Origin of the sequence: Fibrella rubiginis (assembly GCF_017353185.1) — a bacterium.
Classification (GTDB): Bacteria; Bacteroidota; Bacteroidia; order Cytophagales; family Spirosomataceae; genus Fibrella; species Fibrella rubiginis.
The window spans coordinates 459,717-485,505 of record NZ_JAFMYV010000003.1 but is presented as its reverse complement, the minus strand read 5'-3'; the positions used below and the strand labels follow the sequence as shown (position 1 = coordinate 485,505).

The 25,789-nt window shown below is 55.4% G+C and carries 20 protein-coding genes; 14 read left to right on the top strand and 6 right to left on the bottom strand.

Annotated elements, in window-relative coordinates; all coding sequences use genetic code 11:
* Positions 1-160: 160 nt before the first annotated feature.
* The 10 genes from J2I47_RS08910 to J2I47_RS08865 all read left to right on the top strand — a co-directional run bounded on the left by J2I47_RS08910 (position 161) and on the right by J2I47_RS08865 (position 11,620).
* Complete coding sequence (locus J2I47_RS08910; RefSeq protein WP_207364208.1) at positions 161-1,531, top strand: neutral/alkaline ceramidase family protein; 1,371 nt, start codon at positions 161-163, stop codon at positions 1,529-1,531.
* 1 nt (position 1,532) lies between these two features.
* Entirely contained in the window at positions 1,533-2,342 is an 810-nt protein-coding gene (locus J2I47_RS08905; protein WP_207364207.1) for an MOSC domain-containing protein, read from the top strand.
* Between the two features lie 40 nt (positions 2,343-2,382).
* A complete protein-coding gene (locus J2I47_RS08900) occupies positions 2,383-3,672 on the top strand; it encodes a sugar MFS transporter (RefSeq protein ID WP_207364206.1) in 1,290 nt (429 codons plus the stop codon).
* A 26-nt stretch (positions 3,673-3,698) separates the two neighbouring features.
* Entirely contained in the window at positions 3,699-5,108 is a 1,410-nt protein-coding gene (locus tag J2I47_RS08895; protein WP_207364205.1) for a glycoside hydrolase family 27 protein, read from the top strand.
* Between the two features lie 11 nt (positions 5,109-5,119).
* The gene (locus tag J2I47_RS08890; protein ID WP_207364204.1) at positions 5,120-5,512 is read left to right on the top strand and encodes a RidA family protein; all 393 of its coding nucleotides are present in this window, start codon (positions 5,120-5,122) and stop codon (positions 5,510-5,512) included.
* 1 nt (position 5,513) lies between these two features.
* Positions 5,514-6,818, top strand: a complete 1,305-nt coding sequence (locus J2I47_RS08885) for an aspartate aminotransferase family protein (RefSeq protein WP_207364203.1) — start codon at positions 5,514-5,516, stop codon at positions 6,816-6,818.
* A gap of 16 nt (positions 6,819-6,834) precedes the next feature.
* A complete protein-coding gene (locus J2I47_RS08880; protein WP_207364202.1) occupies positions 6,835-7,836 on the top strand; it encodes a 3-hydroxyacyl-CoA dehydrogenase family protein in 1,002 nt (333 codons plus the stop codon).
* Between the two features lie 80 nt (positions 7,837-7,916).
* The gene (locus J2I47_RS08875; RefSeq protein WP_207364201.1) at positions 7,917-9,419 is read left to right on the top strand and encodes an Ig-like domain-containing protein; all 1,503 of its coding nucleotides are present in this window, start codon (positions 7,917-7,919) and stop codon (positions 9,417-9,419) included.
* Positions 9,420-9,449: 30 nt separating this feature from the next.
* On the top strand, positions 9,450-10,505 hold the full coding sequence (locus J2I47_RS08870; protein ID WP_207364200.1) for an NHL repeat-containing protein: 1,056 nt from the start codon (positions 9,450-9,452) through the stop codon (positions 10,503-10,505).
* 11 nt (positions 10,506-10,516) lie between these two features.
* On the top strand, positions 10,517-11,620 hold the full coding sequence (locus J2I47_RS08865; protein WP_207364199.1) for a dipeptidase: 1,104 nt from the start codon (positions 10,517-10,519) through the stop codon (positions 11,618-11,620).
* A 180-nt stretch (positions 11,621-11,800) separates the two neighbouring features.
* Here J2I47_RS08865 and J2I47_RS08860 read toward each other — a convergent pair whose 3' ends face one another.
* Positions 11,801-12,688, bottom strand: a complete 888-nt coding sequence (locus J2I47_RS08860; protein WP_207364198.1) for an AraC family transcriptional regulator — start codon at positions 12,686-12,688, stop codon at positions 11,801-11,803.
* 332 nt (positions 12,689-13,020) lie between these two features.
* On the opposite strand from J2I47_RS08860, the gene J2I47_RS08855 reads away from it, so the two are divergent.
* A complete protein-coding gene (locus J2I47_RS08855) occupies positions 13,021-15,552 on the top strand; it encodes a M1 family metallopeptidase (protein WP_207364305.1) in 2,532 nt (843 codons plus the stop codon).
* A gap of 179 nt (positions 15,553-15,731) precedes the next feature.
* On the top strand, positions 15,732-16,571 hold the full coding sequence (locus tag J2I47_RS08850) for a bacteriorhodopsin (protein ID WP_207364197.1): 840 nt from the start codon (positions 15,732-15,734) through the stop codon (positions 16,569-16,571).
* A gap of 64 nt (positions 16,572-16,635) precedes the next feature.
* On the opposite strand, the gene J2I47_RS08845 is transcribed toward J2I47_RS08850, so the two are convergent.
* The 3 genes from J2I47_RS08845 to J2I47_RS08835 all read right to left on the bottom strand — a co-directional run bounded on the left by J2I47_RS08845 (position 16,636) and on the right by J2I47_RS08835 (position 20,534).
* The gene (locus tag J2I47_RS08845; protein WP_207364196.1) at positions 16,636-17,472 is read right to left on the bottom strand and encodes an NAD(P)H-binding protein; all 837 of its coding nucleotides are present in this window, start codon (positions 17,470-17,472) and stop codon (positions 16,636-16,638) included.
* Positions 17,453-18,253, bottom strand: a complete 801-nt coding sequence (locus J2I47_RS08840; RefSeq protein WP_207364195.1) for a transglutaminase family protein — start codon at positions 18,251-18,253, stop codon at positions 17,453-17,455. Before J2I47_RS08840 ends, J2I47_RS08845 begins: the two co-directional genes overlap by 20 nt.
* A 211-nt stretch (positions 18,254-18,464) precedes the next feature.
* Positions 18,465-20,534, bottom strand: a complete 2,070-nt coding sequence (locus J2I47_RS08835; RefSeq protein ID WP_207364194.1) for a M13 family metallopeptidase — start codon at positions 20,532-20,534, stop codon at positions 18,465-18,467.
* Between the two features lie 80 nt (positions 20,535-20,614).
* Here J2I47_RS08835 and J2I47_RS08830 point away from each other — a divergent pair, with 80 nt between their 5' ends.
* Positions 20,615-21,196: a hypothetical protein gene (locus J2I47_RS08830; RefSeq protein ID WP_207364193.1), complete on the top strand. Its 582-nt coding sequence runs from the start codon at positions 20,615-20,617 to the stop codon at positions 21,194-21,196.
* A gap of 189 nt (positions 21,197-21,385) precedes the next feature.
* The gene (locus J2I47_RS08825) at positions 21,386-22,360 is read left to right on the top strand and encodes a hypothetical protein (RefSeq protein ID WP_207364192.1); all 975 of its coding nucleotides are present in this window, start codon (positions 21,386-21,388) and stop codon (positions 22,358-22,360) included.
* Here the strand turns inward: J2I47_RS08825 and J2I47_RS08820 are convergent.
* Positions 22,350-23,873, bottom strand: a complete 1,524-nt coding sequence (locus tag J2I47_RS08820; protein ID WP_207364191.1) for a DUF1501 domain-containing protein — start codon at positions 23,871-23,873, stop codon at positions 22,350-22,352. The two genes, J2I47_RS08825 and J2I47_RS08820, sit on opposite strands and share 11 nt — an antisense overlap.
* Positions 23,874-24,044: 171 nt before the next feature.
* Positions 24,045-25,691, bottom strand: a complete 1,647-nt coding sequence (locus tag J2I47_RS08815) for a DUF1800 domain-containing protein (RefSeq protein ID WP_207364190.1) — start codon at positions 25,689-25,691, stop codon at positions 24,045-24,047.
* Between the last annotated feature and the right edge of the window lie 98 nt (positions 25,692-25,789).

The following is a 25,789-nucleotide window of genomic DNA, read 5'->3' as shown; positions in this document are numbered from 1 at the left end:
AAACGGCTTTTGCCTGTCAACACGTAGACTAGATGAACAAACCTCTTTTCTTAATAGCTTTGATATAAATACTTGATAAAGTTAAAAGCGGCGGCTTCGTAGAGACCGGAAAAATAGTATTGTTAATTACGTGTACTTAATCGCCATTTGATCACACAGTATGGAACATACATCTACTTTTTTGGCCGGGGCTGCACAGGTCGATATTACACCACCGCTGGGTACCATAGTAGGTGTCGATTTTTTGCCGCACTATGCCCGCTTCATTCATGATCCGCTGTACGCAAAAGCCCTGGTAATGCAGGACGGGGCCACCAAAACGGCCATCGTTGTGGTAGACATCTGTATCATGGCAACCGACTATATGGCGGCCATCAAAACCGACATTCACCAGCAAACGGGTATCGAGCCGGCGCATATTTTGCTGGCCAGCAACCACAACCACGCCTCCGGGGCGGTGGTTGGGCTGCTGGGCGGAGCCGCCGACCTGACCTACAGAGCCCGGTTGTTTCCCCAGATTGTAGCGGCGGTCGTGACAGCCAACAGTCGGCTGACGCCCGCCAAAATGGCAACGGGTTCGGTGGATGCACCTGAGTTTGTGGTGTGTCGCCGTTATCAGATGCAGCCCGAATTTGTGGCCCACAATCCGGTAACGCGCCAGCCCGATCTGGTAAAAACCAACCCGTTTGGCGGTGAGCATCAGATCATTGGACCGGTGGCCGTGCCCGATCCTGAACTATGTTTTCTGGCGCTCAGGGGCCTGGACGATACCTGGATTGCCCTGCTTGCCAACTACTCGCTTCACTACGCCGCCGACTGGCCCGACGATTCGATTACAGGCGATTATTTCGGTCAATTTGCCCAACACCTCACCCAGGAACTGCCTGCTGGCGAGTGGTTTGTGGGTATAATGAGCAATGGCACGAGTGGCGACGTCAACATCTGGGATTTCAGGCATCCTGACCGCCTGCCAACCGAACATTACGCCAAGTCCAAACTCATCGGTACAACGCTGGCGCAGCGGGTGATCGGCGCCCTGCCCGACCTACGCTGGTCTGAAAACCCCGCGATTGGCGTGGCCTGTGACGACGTGACGGTGGGTGTTCGGAAGCCATCAGAAGCTGAACTGGCGGTGGCCACGCAGGCATTTATCGACAACGATTTCGACAACCTGAGCCTGAAAAAAGACGTCACCCAGCGCATCTATGACCGCGAACAGGTGCTGCTGAGTCACTATCCCGATCAGCTGCCGCTAACCGTGCAGGCCATCCGAATCGGTGAACTGGTTATTGGCGCGCTGCCGGGTGAGTTTTTTGCCGAAACGGGGCTACGGCTTAAAGAAGCGTTTGCTCCCCGGCCTTATTTCTCCATCTGTCTGGCCAATGCCTATGGCGGCTACATCCCCCCCGCGCACGAACTGGACCGGGGCGGCTACGAAACCTGGCGCGCCCGCAGTAGCTGCATGGCGCGCGATGCCGAAGCCCTAATCAGCGCAAAAATGGAGGAACTCGTTTTTCAACTCACCAAGTAACATGTTGACAGTAAGTCAGTTGTTTGTTTTTCCGGTAAAATCATTGGCCGGGTTCCCGGTGCCGGCCGCGGTAGTAACCGACCGGGGGCTACAGCACGACCGCCGCTGGATGCTGGTTGATGCCCATAATCAGTTTCTGACGCTGAGGGAGTACCCGAAGATGGCCCTTTTGCACACGGCCCTCATCGACAACCAACTGGTGGTAACGTCTGGTGAACAGCCTGCCAGTCCACTCACGATTCCGATTCGGGACGACAATGGTGATGGGGAGGACGTGACAATCTGGAACGCCACAGTCCGGGCCAGGAGCGAGGGGAAGGAGGCTGCCGACTGGTTTTCGGATGTACTCGGCGGCTACTGCAAGCTGGTGTTTATGCCCGAAAGCAGCAACCGGCCCGTAGATACAACGTCGGGCTATCACCCGGCGGGTAAGTTGACCTCCTTTGCCGATGCGTACCCTTTTCTATTGCTGGGTGAGGCGTCGATGAACGAGTTGAACAGCCGGCTGCCCGAGCCTTACTCCATCCTCCGGTTTCGGCCCAACATCGTTTTTGCGGGTGGAACGCCCTACCAGGAAGACGAGATTGAGCACTTCACCATCAATGGCATTTCGTTTACGGGCCTCGAAAACTGCGCCCGCTGCAAGATCCCAAACGTAGACCCGGCCACCGGTATGGTCAGCCCCACCAACCAACCGCTGAAGACACTGGCGGGCTATCGAAATGTGAACAGAAACATCATTTTCGGCCGCAACACGGTGCATAGCGGTACAGGTACCATTCGCGTTGGTGATGCACTTATTCTGCAGTAAATCAGCGCATTACAAATAGTCACGTAATCAGCAAGCCCCGATGAAACAGACAAAATCTTACCTGGTTTCCCTGACAATTATTTGTGCGTTGTTCTTCTTTTTTGGCTTCATCACCTGGGTAAACGGCGTCCTGATCCCTTATTTCCAGATCTGCCTCGAACTGACCAACTTCCAGGCATCGCTGGTGCTGTTTGCTTCCTACAGCGCCTATTTCGTGATGGCCCTGCCCTGCGCCTGGATCCTGAAACGCACGGGCTACAAGAAAGGCATGGTGCTGGGATTGATTGTTATGGCGGGTGGCACCATCCTGTTCCTGCCCGCCGCCTACACCCGTACCTACGGCCTGTTTCTGGCCGGACTCTACCTCACCGGCACCGGGCTGACCCTGTTGCAGGCTGCCGCCAACCCGTACATTGCCGTGCTGGGCCCCATAGAAAGTACCGCCAAACGCGTCGGGTTTCTGGGCATTTCCAACAAAGTGGCCGGTATGATCAGCATTACGTTACTGGGGTCTATTTTTCTGCTAAATGCCGATGAAATTATCGCAAAAACAGCCAACCTGAATCCAGCACAAAAATCGGCGATGCTGGATGAGTACGCATTGAAAATAGTGAACCCATACATAGCTATTACGGGTGCACTTTTATTGATGGCGGTTTTCATTTATGCATCGGGTCTCGCTGAAATTGATGATACCCAGTCCAGCACGCAGCCCGGTGGCAAAAGCCGCCAGCAGAAAGGTAGTGTGTTGCAGTACCCGCACCTGCTGCTGGGGGTACTGGCCTTGTTCTTTGCCTCTGCCTGTGAGATGATCCCGGTCGATAGTATCATTATCTACAGCCGGGCGCTGGGCCTGTCGATGGCCGAGGCCCGTCAGTTTCCGACCTACGGCCTCTGCGCCATGTTGTTTGGCTATCTGAGTAGTATCCTGCTGATCCCCAGGTACGTATCGCAGCAGCAGGCGTTGCAGTTTGCGGCAGTGCTGGGCGTGGTGCTGGCCACAATTGCCTACGTGAGCGGGGGAATGACGTCGATCTACTGCCTGGTGCTCACTGGCTTTGGCACGGCCCTGCTCTGGGGAACGATCTGGGGCCTGGCCCTGCGCGAACTGGGCGAACACACCAAAGTAGGCGGGGCTTTACTGCTGATGGCGGTGATTGGCGGAGCTGTTTTCCCCCTCTTGTTTGGTCGATTAATTGATGCCAATCCACTGGCACCGCAGCGATCTATCCTGATGCTTATTCCACTTTATCTGGGTATTCTGGCCTACGCAACCTGGGGTCATAAACTGGCCGGATGGTCGAAGCAGTCAGCCAACGTATTAAGTTGATTTACCACCATTTTTTTAGTGCTACCATGAAAAAACAGTTGCTTGATATAGGCAAAATTGGTCTGTTGCTCGGGACATTGGTGCAACTGGCGGCCTGCACATCGAAACAGGCCGACGTCCCCACCCAAACCGCCGCCGACACCCTGCCGCCCCTGGACCGGTCGGTTGCCCTGAAGCCACCCATGGGCTGGAACTCCTGGGACTGTTTCGGCTGGACGGTGAACGAAGCACAGGTACGTGCCAACGCCGAATACCTGGCCAAAAACCTGAAAAAACTGGGCTATGAGTACGTCATCATCGACCAGTGCTGGTACGCCAACGCCAAAGACAGTGATTTCGAGGCATTTGTCCACGAAACGATCAGTACCAAACCCAATTACACCATCGACCAGTACGGTATTTTGCAGCCCGACACCGTCAAGTTTCCGTCGGCGCGGGGCGGGAAGGGATTCAAGCCGCTGGCCGACTACGTGCACAGCCTGGGTCTGAAATTCGGCCTGCACCAGCTTCGGGGCATTCCCTGGAAAGCAAGTGCCGATAACCGGAAAATAAAGGGTACTGACCTGCTGTGCGCCAGCATTTCGCAGCCCGACAGCGGCTGTGTGTGGTATGACGGCTTCTACGGCGTGGACATGAAAAAGCCGGGTGCCCAGACCTATTACAATTCTGTCTTTAAACAGTATGCCGATTGGGGTGTCGACTACGTCAAGGTCGACGACGTGGTGAACGTACCGGAGCTGGAAGGCATCAGCCGGGCCGTTCGCAGTTCGGGGCGGCCCATGGTGCTGAGCGTAGTGCCCGACAACCTGCCGCTGGACGTGGTAAAGAAAAACGCCCACATGGCCCGCACCGGCAACGATTTCTGGGACGTGTGGGAGATGCTGAAAAAAGGATTTCCGGTGGCAAGCAAGGTCGTGAAAGACGCCGAACCGGGCTACTGGCCTGATCTGGACATGCTGCCCGTGGGTAAAATCGGCATCGGCCTGTCCTACAAAGGTCCTGATCCGCGTATCTCCAATTTCAACAAAGACGAACTGCACACGCTGCTGACGCTCTGGTACATGTCGAGAATGCCGCTGATGTTTGGCGGCCACCTGCCCGAGACTGACCCGCTGACGCTGCAACTGGTGAGCAACGAAGAAGCGCTGAGTGCCAACCGCAACAGCCTGCACAACCGGCAGATCAAATTCAAAAACGCCATGATTATCTGGACCGCCGACGTGGCCGAGTCGCCGGATAAGTACCTCGCTTTTTTTAATCAATGGGAGTCCAAAGAGCCGGTCAGCCCCAGGGTTACCTGGAAGCAACTGGGTTTGCCGGGCAACCAGTATAAGGTCAGAGACCTGTGGGCCAAAAAGGAGCTGGGTACGTTCAGCGACGGGTTCACGTACCCCATCAGCGCGCATGGTGCGGGCCTCTACAGAATTCATCAATAACCACTTGCTTTATGTCGAAACAAGCTATCCATCACCCCGACCGCGACCCGGCGTTCGTGACCGGCGCCTATTCCGACGGCGTCCTGATCGACGGTTTTCTGTTTGTGAGCGGCCAGGCCTCCGTCGATTTCAGGACGTCGGCGTTTGTGTTGGGAACCATCGAAGAAGAGACCACCCGCACCCTGGACAACATCAGGGCCATCATTGACGCGGCAGGCGGTACGCTCGACGACATCGTGAAGTGCACCGTTCACCTGGCCGACATTGCCGACTTTGACCGGTATAACCAGGTGTATGCCAGCTACTTCCAGGGCATACGCCCGGCCCGCACCACGGTACAATCGGTGCTGGCCGAGGGTTTGAAAGTAGAAATTGATGCCATCGTTAAGCTCCCCAACCGCTGATATGAGATCATACGAGCAGTCGGCGGCCCTGCTGGCACGGGCCCAAAATGCACTGGCCGGGGGCGTGTCGTCCGAATTCAGGAAGTACAACCACCCGCATGCCATCTTCTATTCGCACGCCGAAGGGACCCGAATTTATGACGTCGACGGCAACGAGTACCTGGATTTCACCCTCAGTCAGGGGCCGCTGCTGGTGGGGCACAATCACCCGCACGTAACCAAGCGCGTAGACGACTACGCCCGCCTGGGGCAACTGTATGCCGGGCAGCATATTCTGGAGGTTGAACTGGCCGAAAAGCTACAGCAGCTTATTCCCTCGGCGGAGTTGATGCGGTTTTGCCTCGACGGGTCAGAGGCTGTTCAGACGGCGTTCCGGCTGGCGCGGGCCAAAACCGGCAAAGCCAAATTTCTGCGGTTTGAAGGCCATTACCACGGCTGGCTCGACAACGTAGCCTGGGGCCTGTCTATGCCGTCTGTTGACGCACTGGGCAGTCCCGAACACCCCAACGTCTTTCCCTGGACGGCCGGTTTGCCCGACCGCGTGAGCGATGAGTTTATCACCCTTCCCTGGAACAACCTGGACCTGCTGCGGCAAACCGTAGCGGCGCATCACCACGAGCTTGCCGCTATCATCACCGAGCCGGTCATGTGCAACAACGGCTGCATTTTGCCCCAGCCGGGTTTCCTGGAAAGCATTCGCGACCTGTGTACAACCTATGACATCACCTGCATTTTCGACGAAGTAATTACGGGTTTCCGCGTGGGGCTGGGTGGTGCGCAGGCCCATTTCAACGTTGTACCCGACCTGTCTATTTTTGCCAAAGCCATGGCGAGCGGCTATCCGATTTCGGCCATTGTGGGCAAACGGGCATGGATGGACCTGATTACAACCGCCAAAGTCATTCACGCGGGCACGATGAACTCCAGCAACTCGACCGTGGCTGCCGCCCTGGGTACGATTGAGGTGCTGGAACAGCCGGGGGTCTACGACCACATCTACCAACTCGGCGGGCAGCTGATGGACGGTCTGCGCGCTATAGGTCGGCACTACAACCAGAACCTGCTGGTGCAGGGCATGGGGCCTATGCTGCACACCGGCTTCACCGACCTGAAACAGGTCAACGACTTCCGCGACGTGCAGGCCTATGACAAAGTCAAACTGGGTCGGTTTGTGGCGGGCCTGCACGACGAAGGCATACGGATTATTGGGCGGGGCTTGTGGTACCTATCAGCCGTGCACACCACCGGCGATATTGACATGGCCCTCCGGGTAGCTGACCGGGTGATGAGCAAACTGGATTCATAATCAAGCAGTAAACAACATGAACGAGACAAGACAACCTGGTGAGGTGGGCGTAGTGGGTTTAGGCCTGATGGGGTGCAGCATCGTGTCGGCCTTACTGATTGCGGGCAACAACGTGGTGGCGGTGGCGCCCATCCCGGCTGATCTGGACAAGGCCCTCCCCAAAATAACGCACCACCTGCGCGAAGCCTACCGGCAGGGCCTCTCGGCCTACACACTGGCAGAAAACCTGGCCCGGCTGACGCTCACGGAAGACTACAGCCAACTGGCTTCCTGCGACCTGGTGTCGGAGTGCGTGACGGAAAACCTGGAGATCAAGAAAAAAGTATACGCCAGCGTGGAGGCGCACATTGGGCCCGATGCCATCCTGACCACCAACACGTCGGCCATTCCCAACACGATATTGAAGGATTTTGTTAACCGTCCGCACCGGTTTATGGGCATGCACTGGGCCGAACCGGCGTTTACGACCAAATTTCTGGAGATCGTCTGCAACCCCCTCACCGACCCCGCCCTGGCCGAAAAGCTCTATGAGCGGGCCACCACCTGGGGCCGGGAGCCCACGCTGGTGCGGCGCGACATTCGGGGCTTCATCACCAACCGCATCATGTACGCCATGTACCGGGAGGCCTTCTACCTGGTCGAAAACGGCTACGCAACTGTGGAAGATGTAGACCGCGCCTGCCGCAACGACGGGGGCCACTGGATGCCCTTCTGTGGCCTGTTTCGCTACATGGACCTCACCGGGTTGCAGGCCTATTATACGGTGATGAAAGACCTGTTTCCAACGCTCAACAACCAGGCGCACGTACCCAAACTCATCGAGGATATTGCCCGGCAGGGGGGCAACGGCATTGTCAACGGCAAGGGTTTCTACGACTACACACCCGAGGAAGCAAAGGAGTGGGAAAAAGCCTACGAAGAGTTTGCCTTCGACATCAGCCGACTGTCGGCCAAGTACCCCGGCGACCTGGTCAAAAAACGGCTGGAAGCCGAAAAGCTGAATGGAACGGTCGTGTAACGCTTGTTGAGCAGACCAGCGCAACCGCAGCGCGTTGGTCGTGTCTTTTTTGTGGAAATTAACCGGCCACAGCCACTACTATGAAAACACAAGGTGTAAAGAGGCTATCATGGCTGCTAAGCAGCTTTTTTCTTTGGGTGGCCGGGCCTGCTGTTGCCCAGTATGTGATGGACAGAAAGACTGTGCCCGGAAGCAGCCTTTTCCCCGCCGTTCATCAGTCGACAGACAAAAAATTAATTCAAACGAGTGCCAGTTTACAGTGGGCCTATGTAAACGATAATATCGCCGCTATGCAGGCCCGGCATCCTTACCTCGATGGCGTTGCGGCGTCGATGAACGGAAACTTCGCCAAAGACTATCTGATGCTGCGTGGCGACCGGCTCTGGACAGAAGACGATGTTCAGCTGAAGACCGTGTCGGCCATAAAATGGGGTAGGTATACAGACAATTTTGTCATCCTCTATTTCGGCGATTCACTGTCGCTCGATTTTTTCGATGACCGTAAGTGGTCCATAATCACGCAAAACGCCGGCATGGTGTCAAAAATGATTCGTGCTGGTGGTTTCAAGGGTGTTTTTCTCGATAACGAAAACTACTACGAGGGGTCGCACGGCTGGAAATATGACCCTTCCTGGTATCAGGGGCACAGCTTGGGGCAGGTCAAAGCAAGGTGCAGGCAGCGGGGTCACGACTTCATGACCGCACTCCAGGCGCACGTACCGAACCCCCTGACGGTGCTCGATTTCATCTGGTTTGGCGACCACTGGAACAACTACGACACCACGGCGGGCAGGCAATTGCTTTGGTTATCGTTTAAGGACGGTATGCTCGATGCGGCCAGACTAAACGACATATTGGTCGATGGTAATGAGATGGCTTATTACTACCAGGAATCGACCATGTTTACCGATATCTATACCGAATTCAGGCGGCATAGATTTCCTGCCTATGGCGCAACGGATTTGCAGGATAAATACAAAAAGCAGGTTCAGATCGGCCACGGAATTTATCCGAGTTTGTATTATGGCGTTTATAAATGGCCGCACACGTATTCGCCAGCTGAGCACGATAGGTGGTGGGAGAATCAATTGTATAATGCCCTGCTGACAACCGACAAGTACGTGTGGATCTGGACAGAACCCGACGAAAACTGGTGGAAAGAAGGCCCTCCGCTGTTTACGCCAGCGTTTACAGACATAGCAAAAAGGGTAAGAGCAACCCTAAAAAAACAACAGGGGTTATCGTTCGATTTGGTGAAATACGGTGCCAACTGGCAGGGTAATCTGGTCACGCCCGCCGAGAAATGGCACGTGTCCCGTTCGCCAACAATTACCATTACCGCGCCTTCCGCCACGGCTAAAACAAACGGCACGTTCACCATCAGCACTGCCGTGTCCGGGCAAACCAGTCGGGTGGAATTTTTCATTAACTCGATGCGGGTGGGTATCGACAGCACTGCCCCCTACACGACCCGTGTCACCCAGCTGGCTCCAGGTACGTACACGCTGTTTGCCAGGGCATTTGACCGTGCTAATGAGCATACAACAGCTGCGCCAGTCATCATCACAGTTCGGCCTAAGTGAGCCATGAAACCGAGACAGTATCTTCTGCCCATGCTACTGCTGTGGGCCTCCTGGCATGCCGTTGCGCAGGTACGTTACCGCTTCGATACCTACGCGGGTAGTGTGGATGGTTTTCGGGATGGCGACCGCAAAACGGCCCTGTTACGCTCACCGGAGGGCATTGCCGCCGACGATGCCGGTACGCTGTATATTACGGAATACAAATCCAGCATTGTTCGAAAAATCGACAAAAACGGTACGGTGTCCTTGTTGGCAGGGCAACCCATGACCACCGGCTATGCCGACGGCCCCGGCAACCAGGCGCTCTTCAACCGCCCCCACGGCCTGACCGTCGATAAGGTCGGCACGGTATACGTCTGCGACATGAAAAACCACCTGATCCGTACTATTTCGCCCGACGGGCGCGTGGGTACGCTGGCGGGAAAGGCGGGCGTGTCGGGAACGGCAGATGGGGTGAGCGATCAGGCCCGGTTCAACCAACCCGAGGGGGTGGCCGTCAACAGCCGGGGCGAGGTGTTTGTGACCGACACTTATAACTACACCATCCGGAAAATTGACCCGCACGGCCGGGTAACGACCCTGGCCGGGCTGGGTGGCGTGAAGGGATACGCCAACGGCCGTGGTCGCCGGGCACGGTTCAACAAGCCCATCGGTATTGCCATTGACAAAGCAGACAACCTCTACGTTACCGACGCCGATTACGACGGCAAACCCAGCGGCAACTGCGTGATCCGGAAAATTGACCCACGCGGTAACGTGACAACACTGGGCGGTATTCCGGGCCGGGCGGGGCACAGGGACGGCCCGATTGGCGAAGCCCTGTTCAACCGGCCCGCCGGGGTTGCTGTGGCCGCCGACGGCACCGTTTTCGTGGCCGATACCGAGGCCGACCTGATCCGGCAGATCAGTCCGGCGGGGGCTGTGACCACGCTGGGCGGGCAGTACTTGATTGAAAAAGCCCAAGACGGCGTGGGCAGTGCGGCGGCATTTTTCGACCCACAATCGCTCGTGGTGTTGCCCACGGGCACCCTGTTCATCACCGACACGCTAAACAACCGGATTGTGGTGGGTCGGAAACTGGATTAACCAATAACCCCATGTTTATCATCGACGCGCACCTCGATCTGGCTACCAACGCTCTGAGCCTGAATCGGGACCTGAAACTACCCGTGCAGGCTATCCGTGACAAAGAGCGTTTTCTGGAGCTGACCGACACGCAGGACCGGGGCAACGGCACGGTGTCGCTGCCTGCGTTGCGTCAGGGGAATGTGGGGCTGGTAGTGGCTACCATCATTGCCCGTTTTTCGGCCGTGGGCCGCCCCATCCCGTCGCTGAACTTGGTGGGCTGGCATTCGTTCGAACAGGCCTACGCCTTTGCGCAGGGGCAACTGGCCTGGTACCGGGTGATGGAAGATCAGGGCGAGCTGACGCAGATTACCAACCTGCCCGAACTGGATGCACACCTGGCGCTGTGGGCCGACGTCACCATCCCGAACGAAACGAAGCCAGTCGGGTATATCCTCAGCCTGGAGGGCGCCGACAGCATCATCGATCCCAGTTACCTGCACCGCTACTACGAAAACGGCCTGCGCGCCATTGGTCCCGCCCATTTCGGGCCGGGGCGCTACGCCGCCGGAACCCACAGCGACGGCAGCGGCCTGACATACCCGGGCAGGGAACTACTGCGCGAAATGGACAACCTAAACCTGATTCTGGACCTGACGCACCTGACCGACAAAGGATTTTTCGAGGCGATAGACTTGTTTCGAGGCACCGTGTGGGCAAGCCATCAGAATTGCCGGGCGCTGGTTCGGGGCGAGCGGCAGTTTAGTGATGATCAGCTACGGGCCATTATCGAGCGCGATGGCGTCATTGGCGGGGCGCTGGATACGTGGATGCTGCACAACGACGTGAAGCTGGGCGGCCACGATAGCCCCCGGGCCCTGGGCATTAACCTGGAAAAGCTGGTCGATCACTTCGACCACATTTGCCAACTGGCCGGCAACGCTAACCACATCGCCTTCGGAACGGATCTGGACGGGCTATTTGGCCTGGAACAATCGCCTTACGATCTGGATACCATTGCCGACTTACCGAAATACGAATCGATTTTAAGCCGCCGGGGCTATAGTCAGGCTGATATTGACAAGATTTTTAACGGCAACTGGCTTCGCCTGTTTCGACGTACCTGGGGGAAATGATTATAACGTTTGTTGTGGCTACGCTTGCTGTAGGCTTCGCGCTCTGCTGCCCTTCGACAGGCTCAGGGTGACAGGAAACCAGAATCAACTCAAGAATCTGTCTTATTAGCCTGTCACCCTGAGCCTGTCGAAGGGCCTACAGCGCGAAGCCTACGGCAAGCGTAAAAGCAATACACTACTTCACACATAGTAGTCATCAAAGCGTTCGTTTTCCAGTGCCTTTTTTCTGAACTCTTTCGGCGTATTTCCTTTGACTTTTTTGAACAGGCGATTAAAATTAGACAGGTTGTCGAAGCCAGCCTGCAATGCTATCTGCGCGATACTTAAGTTATTGTCTGTCAGCAAACTACAGGCATAGCCAATACGCACTTTCAGGACATATTCCTGAAACGTCATGTTGTATGTTTTCTTGAAATAAACGCTGAACGTAGTGCTCGACATATTGGCCAGTTCGAGCATCTTTTTCATCTGAATTTTTTCGTGGAAATGCTGCATAATATACTCGATTACTTTCCTGATCGAGTTGCCGCCATCCGCCTGAAAGGATACCGTAAAATTAGGACTGGCCAGTAAGGTATATTCTTTCGTTTTCGACAATAATCTGAAAATAGTGAACAAGGTATAAAAGCGATCTTCAGCGTCCATCGAAATCATTTTCAGCATCAGTTCGGTAATGGTTTCTTTGGTTTTACCCGTCAGCATACAGCCCTGCGTGGAGCTGTCCAGCATTTTTCGCAGCCGCTTGTTTTCGTGGAGTTTAAAGAATTTATCACCCAGGAAATTCTCGGTAAACTGGATCACGATGCCTTCACCGGCAAACTGCGCTGGGGGACTGAAAAAATGGTCATCGCACAACCATTCGTGGGGCAGGTTTGACCCTACAAAGACGAGGTCGCCTTCGTCGAACCGGTCGATGCTGTCGCCCACCATACGCTTGCCCGTACCCTTGTGAATCAGTACCAGTTCATATTCAGGGTGATAGTGCCACCTCGAAAACGGGTTCTTTTCGTGGTAGAACGTGAAGGATTGGTTGCTGTCTTTGATCAGGCTAATCTCTAGAGCTTTCATGGGCGTAAAGCGAATGATAAGGTACCGAACAGGGTCGCTGATTAAAGCTGTACCAGCCTCAGCGGGTGGTATTGTCGAAGAAACATAAGCGAAAAATTACCCAATATATACGCATCTGCCAAGTGTGAGAAGGATAGGGCAAGGCTAGTTTTGGGTGAATGGCCAGGGCGACAATTATAATTGGTCGCCAGCCACGTTTCGTTGTAAAGCTGTACTATCAGGCCAGCGAACCCGACAGTACAGCTTACCCATAACTCGTTCATCTGCTTTATATGCGATCACCGCTTTCCGTCTTTCACTATCCACTATTACAGGCCTTTTGCTTTATCCCGATGCTGTTTACGATGGTCTGTTTCGGACAACATAAGCCAGCTTTGGAAACGGGCGTGTCGAAAACGCTGGCGATGCACCGTAAGCAGACAATCGATAGGCTGACCTACGCGCTTCAGTTTACTATTCCCGCCCAAAAGCAGCAACCCATTTCGGCTTCGGAAACTATCGGCTTCAACTGGAAAGGCGATAATCAGCCCGTACAGCTCGATTTTAAAGAACAACGTGACCACCTTCAGCGCCTCTCGGTAAATGGCAGAGACGTACCCATTTCATTTGAGAAAGAGCATATCCTGCTATTGCCAAACCAGCTGAAAGCCGGGACCAATCAGGTTGTTATCCAGTTTACGGCGGGGAATCTGTCGCTCAACCGCAATGATGATTTCCTCTATACGCTGCTGGTGCCCGACCGGGCGCGGACCGTTTTTCCCTGCTTCGACCAGCCCGATCTGAAAGCCTCGTTTCAACTGACGCTAACCATTCCCGCCACCTGGCACGCCATGACCAATGCGGCCCTGCTGGACTCGAGCCGCACCGCCGACCAGCAAACGCTACGTTTTGGCACCACCGAACCCATCAGCACGTACCTGTTCTCGTTTGCCGCCGGGCGATTTGACCGTATCACGCAGCAACGTAATGGCCGGACGATGCATTTTCTCCATCGCGAAACCGATTCGACAAAACTGCGGCTGAGCCTGGAACCCATCTTTGCTACCCACGCCAATGCCCTTACGTTTCTGGAAGCGTACACCCAGATTCCGTATCCCTTCGCCAAGTTCGATTTTGTGGCTATCCCCGATTTTCAGTACGGCGGCATGGAACACATCGGGGCCATTCAGTACCGGTCTGCCAGCCTGTTTCTCGACAACGGTGCTACCCGCGACCAGATGCTGAGCCGCGCCACGCTTATTGCCCATGAAACAGCGCACATGTGGTTTGGCGATCTGGTGACAATGCGCTGGTTCGACGACGTTTGGATGAAAGAGGTATTTGCCAATTTCATGGCCGACAAGATCACCCAGGTCAGTATGCCGGGGGGTAATTACGACCTCGAATTTCTGATTGCCCATTTCCCGGCGGCTTACGATGTAGACCGTACCGAAGGGGCCAACCCCATTGGGCAACCGCTGGCCAATTTGCAGGAGGCGGGCACGCTCTACGGCGGCATTATTTACCATAAAGCACCCATCATGATGCGGCAGCTGGAACGGTTGATGGGTAAAGAGGCCCTCCGCGACGGTCTGCGGGCTTACCTCAAAAAATATGCGTTCGGTAATGCATCGTGGCCCGATCTCATTGCCATACTGGACGCCTACACCCCCGCCGATTTGCAACGCTGGAACCAGGTGTGGGTGAATAAAACCGGTCGGCCCCGGTTCTCATACCAGCTTCAGGCCGCCAATCACAAGATCACCCGGTTGTCATTGTCGCAGGTGGCCGAGGCGGGGCCAAATCAACAGTGGCCTCAGTTGTTTGAGGTGGCCCTGGTGTACCCGGATCATGTCGACGAACTGACCGTCAATATGAACGAGCCAACGGTGATGCTGCCTCAGGCCGTTGGCAAGGCCGAGCCGCTGTTTGTGGTGTTCAACGCATCGGGGCAGGGGTACGGGCTGTTTCCGGTTGATGAGCGAATGCTGCCAAATTTGGCAAAACTTGTTAACCCGGTTACGCGGGCGGCGGCGTATATCAACCTGTATGAGAACATGCTGAGTGGCATGTCGGTCACGCCCGCGCAACTGGCCACGCTGTATCAGCAGCAGGTAGCCCAGGAACACGAAGAATTAAACGTGCGGCTGCTCACCACACAACTGTCTGACATTGTGTGGCGATTCACGCGCCCCGAAAACCGGGCTGCGCTGGCTGCTTCGGTGGAACAGGCTGTTTGGCAGGCACTGCAGCAGGAGCCCAGGGCCGGCAACAAAAAACTGCTGTTTCGCTGCTACCAGAGCATTGCGCTCAGCACCGAAGCCCGCGACCGGCTCTACGCGATCTGGAAACAGGAGCAGCCCCCCGCCGGCGTCACCCTCACCGAAGACGACTACACAAGTTTGGCCCTTGCCCTGGCCGTACGCGATTACCCCGCCGAGGGTTTGCTTCAACAGCAACTGGCCCGAATTAAAAACCCGGACCGCAGAAAACGATTGCAGTTCATGATGCCCGCCCTATCGGCCAATGAGCAGGAACGGGATGCCTTTTTTGCTTCGCTTTCCGACGTAACCAACCGCGAACGCGAAGCCTACGTTACGGCAGCGCTGGGCTATTTGCATCATCCATTGCGGGCAGGTACGTCGGCTAAATACCTCCGTCCCAGCCTTGACTTGCTCGAAACCATTCAGCGCACGGGCGATATCTTTTTTCCCGAATCGTGGCTGCGGGCCACATTGGGCAGTTACCAGACCCCGGAAGTAGCTGGCCTGGTACGCACATTTCTGACCGAACGACCCGACTACAACCCCCGCCTGAAAGCCAAACTGCTACAGGCCGCCGACACTCCTTTCCGGGCGGCAAAGCTGCTATACCCGGGCAGGTAACCGGGGCTACGGCCGCAAGTGGGATGTTGTCTGTTGGATAAGCAGGTACGAACGGCATTGCCCGCAGGATAAGAGCGTAACTATTTAGATTAAAATCATATAAAAAATGGGGCCACGTTGTCCGCGAGTGGGTTAAGGGGGCATTATGTGCGTGTTTAACCTGCTTTTTAGCCAACGTTATGCAATTCGATAATCAGTTTCTACCCCTCGCCGGGGAAGTCGGCCTTTTACCCGTGCTCACCTGGTTTTTTATGCTTGTTACGTTCTATGCGTTTGTGGGCAACTTCATTTTTGCCCTGGCAACCCGTAACAGCGTAGCGCCCGTTCACCGCGATTCGCGCACGCTGACGGCCATTATCGCGGCCGTGGCGGGTTTGTCGTATTTCTTTATTCAGGATTACTACCGCCATATGCTGACGCAGGTAGCGGCCACAAATGACCCTTTGGCGGCGGGTTTGTTACAGGAAGGTTCGTTTACGGCCATCAACCAACTCCGTTATATCGACTGGGCTGTGACCACGCCGCTGCTTTTGCTGAAAACGAGTCAGATGTTGCGAATTAAGTTTGTGCAGGCTCCGGGAGCCATCACGATCCTCCTGTTAGCCGATTTTCTAATGGTGGTTACGGGCTACGTGGGTGAGCAGCAGGTACTGGCCAACGGCGCTGTCATTGTAGGAGCCAAACTATTCTGGGGAGCCATTTCGACCATTTTCTACTTCATTATACCCATCATTCTGTTTCGGTTCTGGCAGCGGTACCGGCAGCAGGCACTACCCGAAGAGCAGCGTGCCTTCAGGCTTATGGCGCTGACGTCGGTTACGACCTGGGGCATTTATCCTATTGGCTATATCCTTTCGGTTTTCCCGCTGGTCGATAACGACTGGATACACATTAGTTTCTCCGTGTTCGACGTGATCAACAAAGTGGGTGTAGGCATCATTGCGTTCATGGCCTCGTCGGAGGTGCTGGCCCGCAGCGTTTCCGAAGAAAGTGTATCGAAGGAGTATGGGGTACTCTGAGGTAAGAGCCAGGAAGTGAGTGGGCCTACTCTTGGTTCTTGGCTCTTACTTCTCTGCTCTTACCTCAGTTGTACGTGAAAAAGAGTGGATCAGGATACTGGAAGACGTAGCCTGTGGCGGCGGTGAGTTTGTCGCCGTTGATTTGTTTGAAGGGTACGGGTTCGGTGGGTGTTACGAAGGTGGGTAGGGCATAGCCAAAGTCAGCGCAGCTTTTCCGGTAAATGGCCTCACGAGTAGGATGTTGCGGGGCTACGGCGTTGAAGGTACCCCGCATGGATTCATCCGTTAATCCCTGCTCGATAACCGCCAGTAATAACCCAACGGCATCTGTCTGGTGGATATAATTGACTGGCACTGCACCGCTATCAACCTGCTTTCCCGCTACATATTTTCCCGGAATCCGCTGACCGCCCATAAGGCCACCGCAACGCACAATCGTAATCGTTTTCTGTGCCGATAAGGCCAGCCAGTGCTGTTCGGCCTCTACCAGCCGTGGCGCTGCCGATTGCTCGGGCGTGACCACATCTGCCTCGAACAACTCGCGGTTTAGTTCGGGATAAACCGACGTGGAACTCACGTAAATCACATGCCCCACCCGCGACTGGGCCACGGCCTGCGCCAGCAGCCGCATCTGTTCGGGGTGAAACGCATCGCCGTGCTGCCCTGCCTTTGGGGGAACGTTTACCACCAGCACATCTGCATCGAGCAGCGGGGCTAACCCGCCATCGGGCTGCGGATTCAGCGTGAGTTGGTGGGTTAAAATGCCTTTTTGGCTCAGTAAAGCCACTTTTTCGGGCGTGGTTGTGCTGCCCAGCACCTGATACCCCGCAGCCAGGAGGGCCTCGGCAAGGGGTGTGCCCAGCCAGCCGAGGCCAATAATACTACTCGTCGGTGCCATCATCAGTGCGTACCCACACGTCCATGCGGGTGAGGGTCATGGGGCCAAATTGGGTCATAAACGCCACGTCGGCAGCGTCGCGTCCATAGGCTACGGTGATACGGTTGCCCTTGGGTTCGGTCTGGGTGGCATCGAAAATATACCAGCGTCCACCCACATAAGCTTCGAACCAGGCGTGGAGGTCCATGGGTTTCAGGTCGTACAGATAACCTACTACCATGCGGGCGGGAATGCTCAGGCTACGACAAAACGAAATGCCCAGATGCGTGAAATCGCGGCATACACCCTTACCGTGTTGCAGCGTATCCAGCGCTGATGTGGTGGCGTCGCTCACGCCGTACTGGTACGCTATGTTCGTGTTGATCCACCGTCGGATAGCTTCGGCCTGATCGTAGCCGGGGGTCACGTCAGCCACGATCTCCATCGCTTTTTTGCTGATGGCAGGCTGGTCGGACGGGCAATAGCGGCTGGGAATCACAAACAAAAGGGCATCGTCGGGCAGGTCCTGCACCAGTGTCAGCGGCGCACCGGGGTCTACGTCGATGTCTTCGGCTGTTTGTACCGTGGCTTCGGTGTGAATCTCGAATGGCCCCGGCAGGGCGGTCATGCGCTGGCACAGGTTGCCGTAGAGGTCGGTATACTCGACTACCGGCACAGGCGGCACCAGGTCGTAGGTTTCGCTGATGATCCACTGACCAGCACCCGACCGGGGCCGCAACATCAGCACCAGGGGCGATTCGTCCTGTACCTCGAAATGGAGCGAGCAGCCGGCCACTAATTTCATGATGCTGGGTATTGAAGGTGGTTGAGACTTGTTAAGGGAAACAAAAAGCCACTGTCTGTTGGGCAGTGGCTCCTCTTACGATTAAAGGTAGCAATCATTTGAACTGAGGTCAATCTGGATGGCCAAGGTACGTTTCAGTATGCCTGGGGTATTCTCAGGGTGGGATAGTTTCCCGCCCTGAGAATACCCCAGGCATACTGAAGCTACGCGATTACCACACCCGAATGCGTTGATCGGGGGCTTTGTAGAGCTTGTTGCCGGGCTGCACGTTGAAGGCCTGGTACCACGCGTCGAGGTTGGTAATCGGGCCGTTGCACCGGTATTGGCCGGGGGCATGGGGGTCGGTGAGGATCAACTGCGCCTGCGTTTCTGGCCTAACCTTAATGCGCCAGATCTGTGCCCACGACAGGAAAAACCGCTGATCGGGCGTGAATCCGTCAATGGCCGTGTTGCCCTTGCCTTGGGGGGTTTTCTTAAACGCATCATAGGCAATGGCCAGCCCGCCGAGGTCAGCGAGGTTCTCGCCGAGGGTCAGTTTACCATTCACGGCCAGTGTATCGAGTACTTTGTAGCCGAAAAACTGGGCCTCCACCTGTCCGGCGCGCTGCTTAAACTTCGTCGCGTCGTCTGCCGTCCACCAGTCGCGGAGGGTGCCGTCGGCATCGTATTGGCGGCCCGAATCGTCGAAACCGTGGGTCATTTCGTGACCAATCACCGCGCCAATGCCGCCGTAGTTGATGGCATCGTCGGCGTCAGCATCGAAGAAGGGAAACTGCAATATGGCTGCCGGAAACGCGATCTCGTTGTTGACGGGGTTGTAGTAGGCATTCACCGTCGGTGGCGTCATGCCCCATTCCGTGCGGTCAACGGGTTTGCCCAGGCGGTTCACCATATACTGGTAGGCCCACTGCCCGGCAGCTTCTACGTTACCGTAGAAATCGTTGCGCCGGATTGTCACGCCGTCGTAGGTCTTCCACTTGTCGGGGTAGCCAATTTTACGTTTGAACGACACGAGCTTGTTCAGGGCTTTCTTTTTCGTATCGGCACTCATCCACTCCAGCCCCGAAATGTGCTCTTTAAACGACGCTTCGAGGTTATCAACCAGCGTAAGCATTCGCTTTTTGGCTTCGGGCTTGAAGTTATTCTGCACATACAGTTGCCCCAGCAGATCGCCCAGCGTACCGTCGATGAGGCTGCTCATGCGCTGCCAGCGGGGCGTTTCCTGCTTTTGCCCGGTCAACTCTCTGGTAAACACAAAATTCTGCTTCACGAACGGCGAACTCAGAAACGGCGCGGCTCCCTTTAGCAGGTTCCAGCGCATATACGTTTTGATGTCATTGATGGGCGTAGCCACCAGCAGGCTGTCGACGGCTTTGAAGAAATTCAGGTTACTCACCAGCACCGTGTCTTGCCCCGTAGCACCCAGCTTGGCCATGTGATCGGTCCAGTTGATGTGCGGCGTAATCGCATTAAAGCCGCTAATAGTCAGCTTATTATACGTTTTGTATGGATCGCGCATGTCAACGCGGGCCATCTGCGCACGGGCCAGGGCCGTTTCAAGCTGAATAATTTTGTCGGCATCCTGCGCCGCCTGTGCATCGTCGATAAGACCAAACATCTTGGTCAAATGGTCGCGGTAGGCAGCGCGGATTTTGGTGCTCCGGGCGTCGTTTTTCAAGTAATAGTCACGGTCGGGAAGCGTGGTGCCGCCCTGCCCGAATTGGGGCAAATACTTGTTGACGTTTTTGCGGTCCTGCGCCACAAAAAAGCCAAACAGCATGCCGTTGCTCTGCCGACGTTGCAGGGCCAGTTCATCCAGCACGGCGGGCAGCGAGTTGAGTTTGTCGATGCGGGCAAAATCACCTTTGAGGGGTTCCCAACCGCGCTTTTCAATCGTGACGCTGTCCATGCCGCTGGCGTAGAAATCGCCCACCATTTGCTGCAAACGACCTTTTTGTGGATTTTTCGCCGCCTCGTCGAGCAACGTGCGCATGGCTTCCACACTGCGTTCGCGGAGTTCGGTGAAGCTCCCCCACGAGGTTTTCGAGTCGGGAATTTTACTGGTTTTGAGCCAGTTGCCGTTGGCATATTCGTAGAAATCGTCGCCCGGCTTCACCTGCTTGTCCATGTTGGCCGGGTCGATGAATTTGCGGACGGGCGCAGCCGATGACGTAGCGGCTGATCCGGCGGGTTGCGGCTTGCGGACCGGTGTTTTGGGCGGCGAGGCTACACCGCTCACTGCCGAAGCAAAAGCGGCAGCCAGAAGAAACTGTTTTTTCATAAACGGGACGTAAGAAATTCGGTTTACTTACCAAATTTACAAACAAATCCGGCCCCCTGTGCCGCCCTTACCCACACGTTATGCGCTACCTAATTTTCTTTCTTCTGCTGATCACCGGTACGGCCAAGGCTCAATTGTCGTTTCCCAAAAGCCATCTCGGTGTTTGGCAGGGCACACTTCAGATCACACCGGTGGGTAGCCCAAATCCGCAACAGGTGCCCATGCGCATTATACTCGACTCATTGCGGGGTGTCCAAAACCGATACACGTTCACGATTCAATATGGCCAACAGGCCGCCCGGCTTTATGAACTCGTAGCCGTTGATGCCGCCGCTGGTAAATATCAGATCGACGAAAAAGATGGCATTGTGTTGGAAGCCAGTAAGATAGGCGATCAGTTGACAACGCAATTTTCGGTAGAGAATAACCTGATCACCACCATCTATACCTTCCTGACCAACCCCGACCGCATTGGCTTCGCGCTCTATTTCTCCGACGTGCGCCCCGGCAAAACCGGCGGGCAAGGCACCACGCCCGTGCTAACCTACGCCATCAAAAGCCGCCAGCTCGCCACGCTGGCAAGAGTACCCGAACCCAAAGCCGTTCCGCAGAAAAAGGAGCCGGTAAAGAAGCGAAAGGGGCTGTTCGGGAAACGGGTGTGAAAGGTTGACGTCAACGTCTAATGAGACGGGTTTCAATGTTGTGAAATAGGCTTCCCTCGTTATCCCTACGGGACTGTTTGGGGGGGCATTCGCCTTCAAGTACTGACAGGCATCGAGAGAAAGGTGTACTGTTGTTTCATAGACTTTACAGGTGTGGTAGAGGCGGAAAGCTAAGCGAGCTGATTTGCCATGGCGGTTGATGACCATGAGCATCCGGGCAAAACTATTTGCCTGACTACCGGCAGGTATGTATGGCTTATTCCTATTTTGTTCCTTTTTTTATTCCTTCTTTATACCCGCACCCGAAATCTGATTTACATGACTGATAGTGAAATGCTTATCCTGACAGAAGGCATCAGGAAAAAGTACGAATCGTACCGTTTGGCGAAACCGGGAAAGTACCCGGTGCTCAAATTCAATAGTTATCCGGTACCCTACGAGCACTTACGCAAATCCTTCCAGGAAGAGTTAAGTAGTCATGGGCAGGCTGACATGCAGGAGGCGATAGCGGCTATTCCCAGCACAAAAGTATTTGCCAAAGTTTTCCACGAAGGGTATATCCTTAAAGACGAAAAGGTCATCAACGCCTGCTATTTATACGCCTGGGGAAAGCCGAGAAATATAACCACCGAAACGGCGCGCCCCCATATAGTACCAGAGGAACCTCAGCCAGCGACAATACCCACAGACAAGCCTTTCATCGGCCGGGTTAGCCGGCGTAACCTGCTTGTGGCTGCCTTGGTAAGCGGTGCGGGCCTGCTTGCCTATGCAGCGGTTAAATACTACCGCTCAACGTTGTCGCCGAGTGGCCTGGTCATTACCAGCCCAACCAGTGGTATGACCGTCCCCCGGATTATGATTGCTCAAGGAAAAGTAGCTCATGCGGAGCTCGTTTGGCTTGTCATTCGCAACCCAAAACATCCTGAGTATTACGTTCAGGATCCGGCCATGGTGTCCGATGATGGTACTTGGAGAGTCCCGATCTATACCGGTAACAGTGATAAAAGCAGTATAGGTGTACGGTTTCAGATACGCGCTTTTGTCAATCCGGTCAAGCCGTTACTGGAAGGACAGATGATCTATGCCTGGCCCGAAGCTGAACTCTCGTCTGGCATTGTCGACGTTATCAGAGGCCCCCAGGATATACAGGCTCTTACCCCGTAATACGTAACCGTACCCCCGGCGAATAAGTGATTTTGCCGTAGAGCTTCAGTGAGCGGACAGTGGTGTTTTGGCCCAGCGTGACTACGTGACCCGCGTTGACGCGGATGTTTTCAGTGGCGGTGGGTACGCGGCCCACGGTCCAGGTAGCGGGGTTGGTCCAGGCACCGGAGGCCACGGTTTCGCAGACGTCTGAGAAGATGGAGAGTGTGGGAAAATTGTGGAGCAGCAGCGAATCGGTTTTGGGCTGCCCCGCGCCGAACCAGTCCTTCAGAATGTCGGCGTAGATGCGGCGGAAATCGATTTGCATTTTGATGTCTTTGTTGTTGCCGTAGCTCACAATCAGGTCCGAGAGGTTGGCATTCTGGCCCAGGGTGCGGTGCTTCATGGCCGTGCCAAACATAAATTGCGGAGCCGCCACGCCGTGGTCTGTACCCGCCGAGGCGTTGGAGTTGGCTCGCCGCCCGAAGTCGGAGAAGGTCATGCCTACCACCCGATCCTGAGTGCCCTGCAAACGCAAATCTTCCTGAAACGACCACAGTGCCGCCGACAGTTTGCCCAGCAAATCAGCGTGGGGGCCAATGCGGGGGTCGTTATACAGAATCTGCCCCGAGTGGGTGTCGAAACCGCCCAGCGAGACGAAGTATATTTTGGTTTTCAGGCCTCCGTGAATCAGCCGCGCCACGATCTTGAGCTGGTCGGAGAGGTCATTGTGTACCGATTCGGCGGGGTATGTGCTCAGGTTTTGCCCCGCGTCGAAAGCATTTTTTATTTCGCCTGCGTAGCCTACTGCCAACGCCTGTTGCCGCCGGATGAACGTGATGAGATTGCCCGCCTCACCACCTGGCACGTCGGCGGGCGATACGCTGCCGCCTGCGCCCACCAGTTCATAAAAACTCTTCGGGTCGTTGATGGCAATGCCCATCGACTGCTGACTGCCCAACAACGCCGTAGAGACGTTGTAGCCGATCTGAATAGCCAGCGGGTCTTCCATCTGCGTGTTGGGGTAGCCCACCGGATAGCCTGGAAACCGATCTTCCAGATACCGCCCCGACCAACCCGTGGTCAGGTTTACGTTGGCGTCGGCGGCTGTCATCCAGATATCCGTCGACCGGTAGTGCGACTGATCGGGGTTGGGGTAGGAGACCGAATTAAGTACCGTGAGCCGCCCCGAATTATACAGGTCGCGCATGCCGGTCATGGATGGGTGGAAGGCCATCGTAGACGTGCCATCTAAAGGCAGCAGTGTATTTTGCGGCAGGGCAATGTTACTCCTAAGCGATTGATAGGTGGCATATTGGTCAACGGGAATGACGGTATTCAGTCCATCGTTTCCCCCGTTTAGGTACACAATCACCAGCACCCGGTCAGACACGAGGCTATCCTGCACGGCTCCACTCGCCATCAGCGATTGCACCAATGCCGACTGCCCGGTCATGGCCTTTAGCTCAAAGCCATTGAGCATCACCGGCAGCGTATAGGCCGACGCAGCGGCGAGGAAGTTTCTACGATTCATGAGAAGGAAAGGAAAAACGGAGGAAGGGGGAGAGGAGGAAGGGTTGTAACACGGAGGATTCACGGAGGCACATAGAGCTTTCTAATATTCGGGTCAAAAAATAAACCTCCGTGTGCCTCCGTGAATCCTCTGTGTAGCTCCGTGTTACAACCCTTCCTCCTTTCCTCCTCCTTAAAACACATGATACTCCGCCATGCGGAGGAGGTAGCGCAGTAGGTTTTGCAATCGCCAGGTAGGCACGTTGCGGCGGTATGAGTTGGTAGGGTCAGCGCGGTAGGCATTCCATTCGAAATTCCAGGACGTACGGGGGATTTCCTGCATCATAATTTTGTCGATCAGAAAGTCCTTCTGGGTCTGAAAGAGGCTGGTAGCAAACAGGTTAACCAAGAAGGCGTCCAGTACCTGCACACACGAAATGGGGTCGGTGCCGGTGGGGTTGGTGGTCGATTTTACGTTGGCGAAGTCGGGTTGTAGTGACGTAGCCCAGGCCAGCACATCCACGCCCAGATTGTAGCCGGGCTTCACCTCATACCACCGCCAGATGAGCGCGTCGGTGAAATCGTTGCGCAGGGCCACGGTGGTGGTGTTCATCCAGTTCTTGGTGTAGCCCGTCTGGAAATACGGCTCAAACCCAAAGACCGTGGGCTGGTCGAGCGTATTCATTTGCAGATTCTGCATCCGCCAGTGCAAAAACTCGAATAGTTTCCGAAAGGCCACGTAGTCGGTAGTCATATTGGGCACGGGCTGATTGAAAAACCGCACCGAACCCAGCAGCAGTTCAGCGGGCGATTTCACGATGGCTCCCCGGTTAGCTTCGTCGAAAAAGGCCTGGCTGTTCAGCAGCTTCACTACCACCGGCTGAATGGCCCAGTTGTTGCCCGCCGAGGCGAAAAATTGGGCCAGTGGCTCGATGATGTTGGTCTCGATGTCAGGCGTAACGTTGGGGTTTACATACCATCGGTAAAGCTTGCGGCAGATGAACTTGGCCGTTTGTGGATGATTCAGCAGCATCGTCACCAGGTCGGCCAGTTCCAGATCGCCCGCCGTGGCTCCACTTCGGCCCGCAATGGTGGTGCTGTTGTATTTGGCCGAAAACGTCTTGGCCGTTGTGTCGTGCTTGGCGGGCACGAACACAGTATCAAACGAAGTAGAGCCCACCGTCCAGAAGTTGGTATACTGCCAGCCGGTCAGCACGCGGGCGGCGGTTTTCACGTCGTCTTCGGTGTAATTTTTGTTGCCCGCCGGGTCGAACGCACCGCAGGTAAACAGCTCCTGGAGTTCACGGGCATAGTTTTCGTTGGGTTTACCGGCCTCGTTCTCATTGCCGTTTAAGTACCGCAACATGGCCGGGTCTTTGGTAACGGCCGTCACAAACGTGCGAAAATTACCCAGCGCATTGGCTCGCAAGAGCCGCAGGTAGCGATCCACGAACCGGTAATCGTCGACCACTTCGCGGGTAGTGACGAAGTGATTTTGCCAGAAAAGCGTGAGCTTGTCCAGCAGCGACGGGGGGGCGGTCTGCTGCGTCATCAGGCCCAGCCACCAGTATTTTATAAACTGACCGAACTGAAAATTACGGTCGCCGTTGAAAGGTTTATCCAGAAATGGCTGGCCGGGATTTGCTGCCGTTTCGTCCATTTCCACGGGCGGTGGGGGCGTGGTAACGGCGTTGTTGAGAAGATTTTGAACGGCCTGGGCGGCAGTCAGCCCCGTAAACTGGGTAATCTCAGCCTGGGTTGGCCCAAACGTGGCCCGGCGCAGTAGATGGGCCGCCGCACGGGTGTCGAGCACGGCCGTGTAAGGATCTAAAAAAGGCATAGCGCAAGCGCAGAGCCGCAGCTCAGTCTGGTGGATAAAGACAGGCTGCACAACAAAGATAAGGTAGGTAGTCGGGTAGTTATCACTATTCTGCTACC

What these genes read in the sequence shown, in the direction of transcription:
- J2I47_RS08860 (WP_207364198.1), bottom strand. Translation starts at nt 12,688, where the DNA reads ATGAAAGCTCTAGAGATTAGCCTGATCAAAGACAGCAACCAATCCTTC.
- J2I47_RS08875 (WP_207364201.1), top strand. Translation starts at nt 7,917, where the DNA reads ATGAAAACACAAGGTGTAAAGAGGCTATCATGGCTGCTAAGCAGCTTT.
- J2I47_RS08865 (WP_207364199.1), top strand. Translation starts at nt 10,517, where the DNA reads ATGTTTATCATCGACGCGCACCTCGATCTGGCTACCAACGCTCTGAGC.
- J2I47_RS08885 (WP_207364203.1), top strand. Translation starts at nt 5,514, where the DNA reads ATGAGATCATACGAGCAGTCGGCGGCCCTGCTGGCACGGGCCCAAAAT.
- J2I47_RS08890 (WP_207364204.1), top strand. Translation starts at nt 5,120, where the DNA reads ATGTCGAAACAAGCTATCCATCACCCCGACCGCGACCCGGCGTTCGTG.
- J2I47_RS08825 (WP_207364192.1), top strand. Translation starts at nt 21,386, where the DNA reads ATGGCGGTTGATGACCATGAGCATCCGGGCAAAACTATTTGCCTGACT.
- J2I47_RS08830 (WP_207364193.1), top strand. Translation starts at nt 20,615, where the DNA reads ATGCGCTACCTAATTTTCTTTCTTCTGCTGATCACCGGTACGGCCAAG.
- J2I47_RS08815 (WP_207364190.1), bottom strand. Translation starts at nt 25,691, where the DNA reads ATGCCTTTTTTAGATCCTTACACGGCCGTGCTCGACACCCGTGCGGCG.
- J2I47_RS08910 (WP_207364208.1), top strand. Translation starts at nt 161, where the DNA reads ATGGAACATACATCTACTTTTTTGGCCGGGGCTGCACAGGTCGATATT.
- J2I47_RS08900 (WP_207364206.1), top strand. Translation starts at nt 2,383, where the DNA reads ATGAAACAGACAAAATCTTACCTGGTTTCCCTGACAATTATTTGTGCG.
- J2I47_RS08895 (WP_207364205.1), top strand. Translation starts at nt 3,699, where the DNA reads ATGAAAAAACAGTTGCTTGATATAGGCAAAATTGGTCTGTTGCTCGGG.
- J2I47_RS08845 (WP_207364196.1), bottom strand. Translation starts at nt 17,472, where the DNA reads ATGATGGCACCGACGAGTAGTATTATTGGCCTCGGCTGGCTGGGCACA.
- J2I47_RS08870 (WP_207364200.1), top strand. Translation starts at nt 9,450, where the DNA reads ATGCTACTGCTGTGGGCCTCCTGGCATGCCGTTGCGCAGGTACGTTAC.
- J2I47_RS08820 (WP_207364191.1), bottom strand. Translation starts at nt 23,873, where the DNA reads ATGAATCGTAGAAACTTCCTCGCCGCTGCGTCGGCCTATACGCTGCCG.
- J2I47_RS08850 (WP_207364197.1), top strand. Translation starts at nt 15,732, where the DNA reads ATGCAATTCGATAATCAGTTTCTACCCCTCGCCGGGGAAGTCGGCCTT.
- J2I47_RS08855 (WP_207364305.1), top strand. Translation starts at nt 13,021, where the DNA reads ATGCTGTTTACGATGGTCTGTTTCGGACAACATAAGCCAGCTTTGGAA.
- J2I47_RS08880 (WP_207364202.1), top strand. Translation starts at nt 6,835, where the DNA reads ATGAACGAGACAAGACAACCTGGTGAGGTGGGCGTAGTGGGTTTAGGC.
- J2I47_RS08905 (WP_207364207.1), top strand. Translation starts at nt 1,533, where the DNA reads ATGTTGACAGTAAGTCAGTTGTTTGTTTTTCCGGTAAAATCATTGGCC.
- J2I47_RS08840 (WP_207364195.1), bottom strand. Translation starts at nt 18,253, where the DNA reads ATGAAATTAGTGGCCGGCTGCTCGCTCCATTTCGAGGTACAGGACGAA.
- J2I47_RS08835 (WP_207364194.1), bottom strand. Translation starts at nt 20,534, where the DNA reads ATGAAAAAACAGTTTCTTCTGGCTGCCGCTTTTGCTTCGGCAGTGAGC.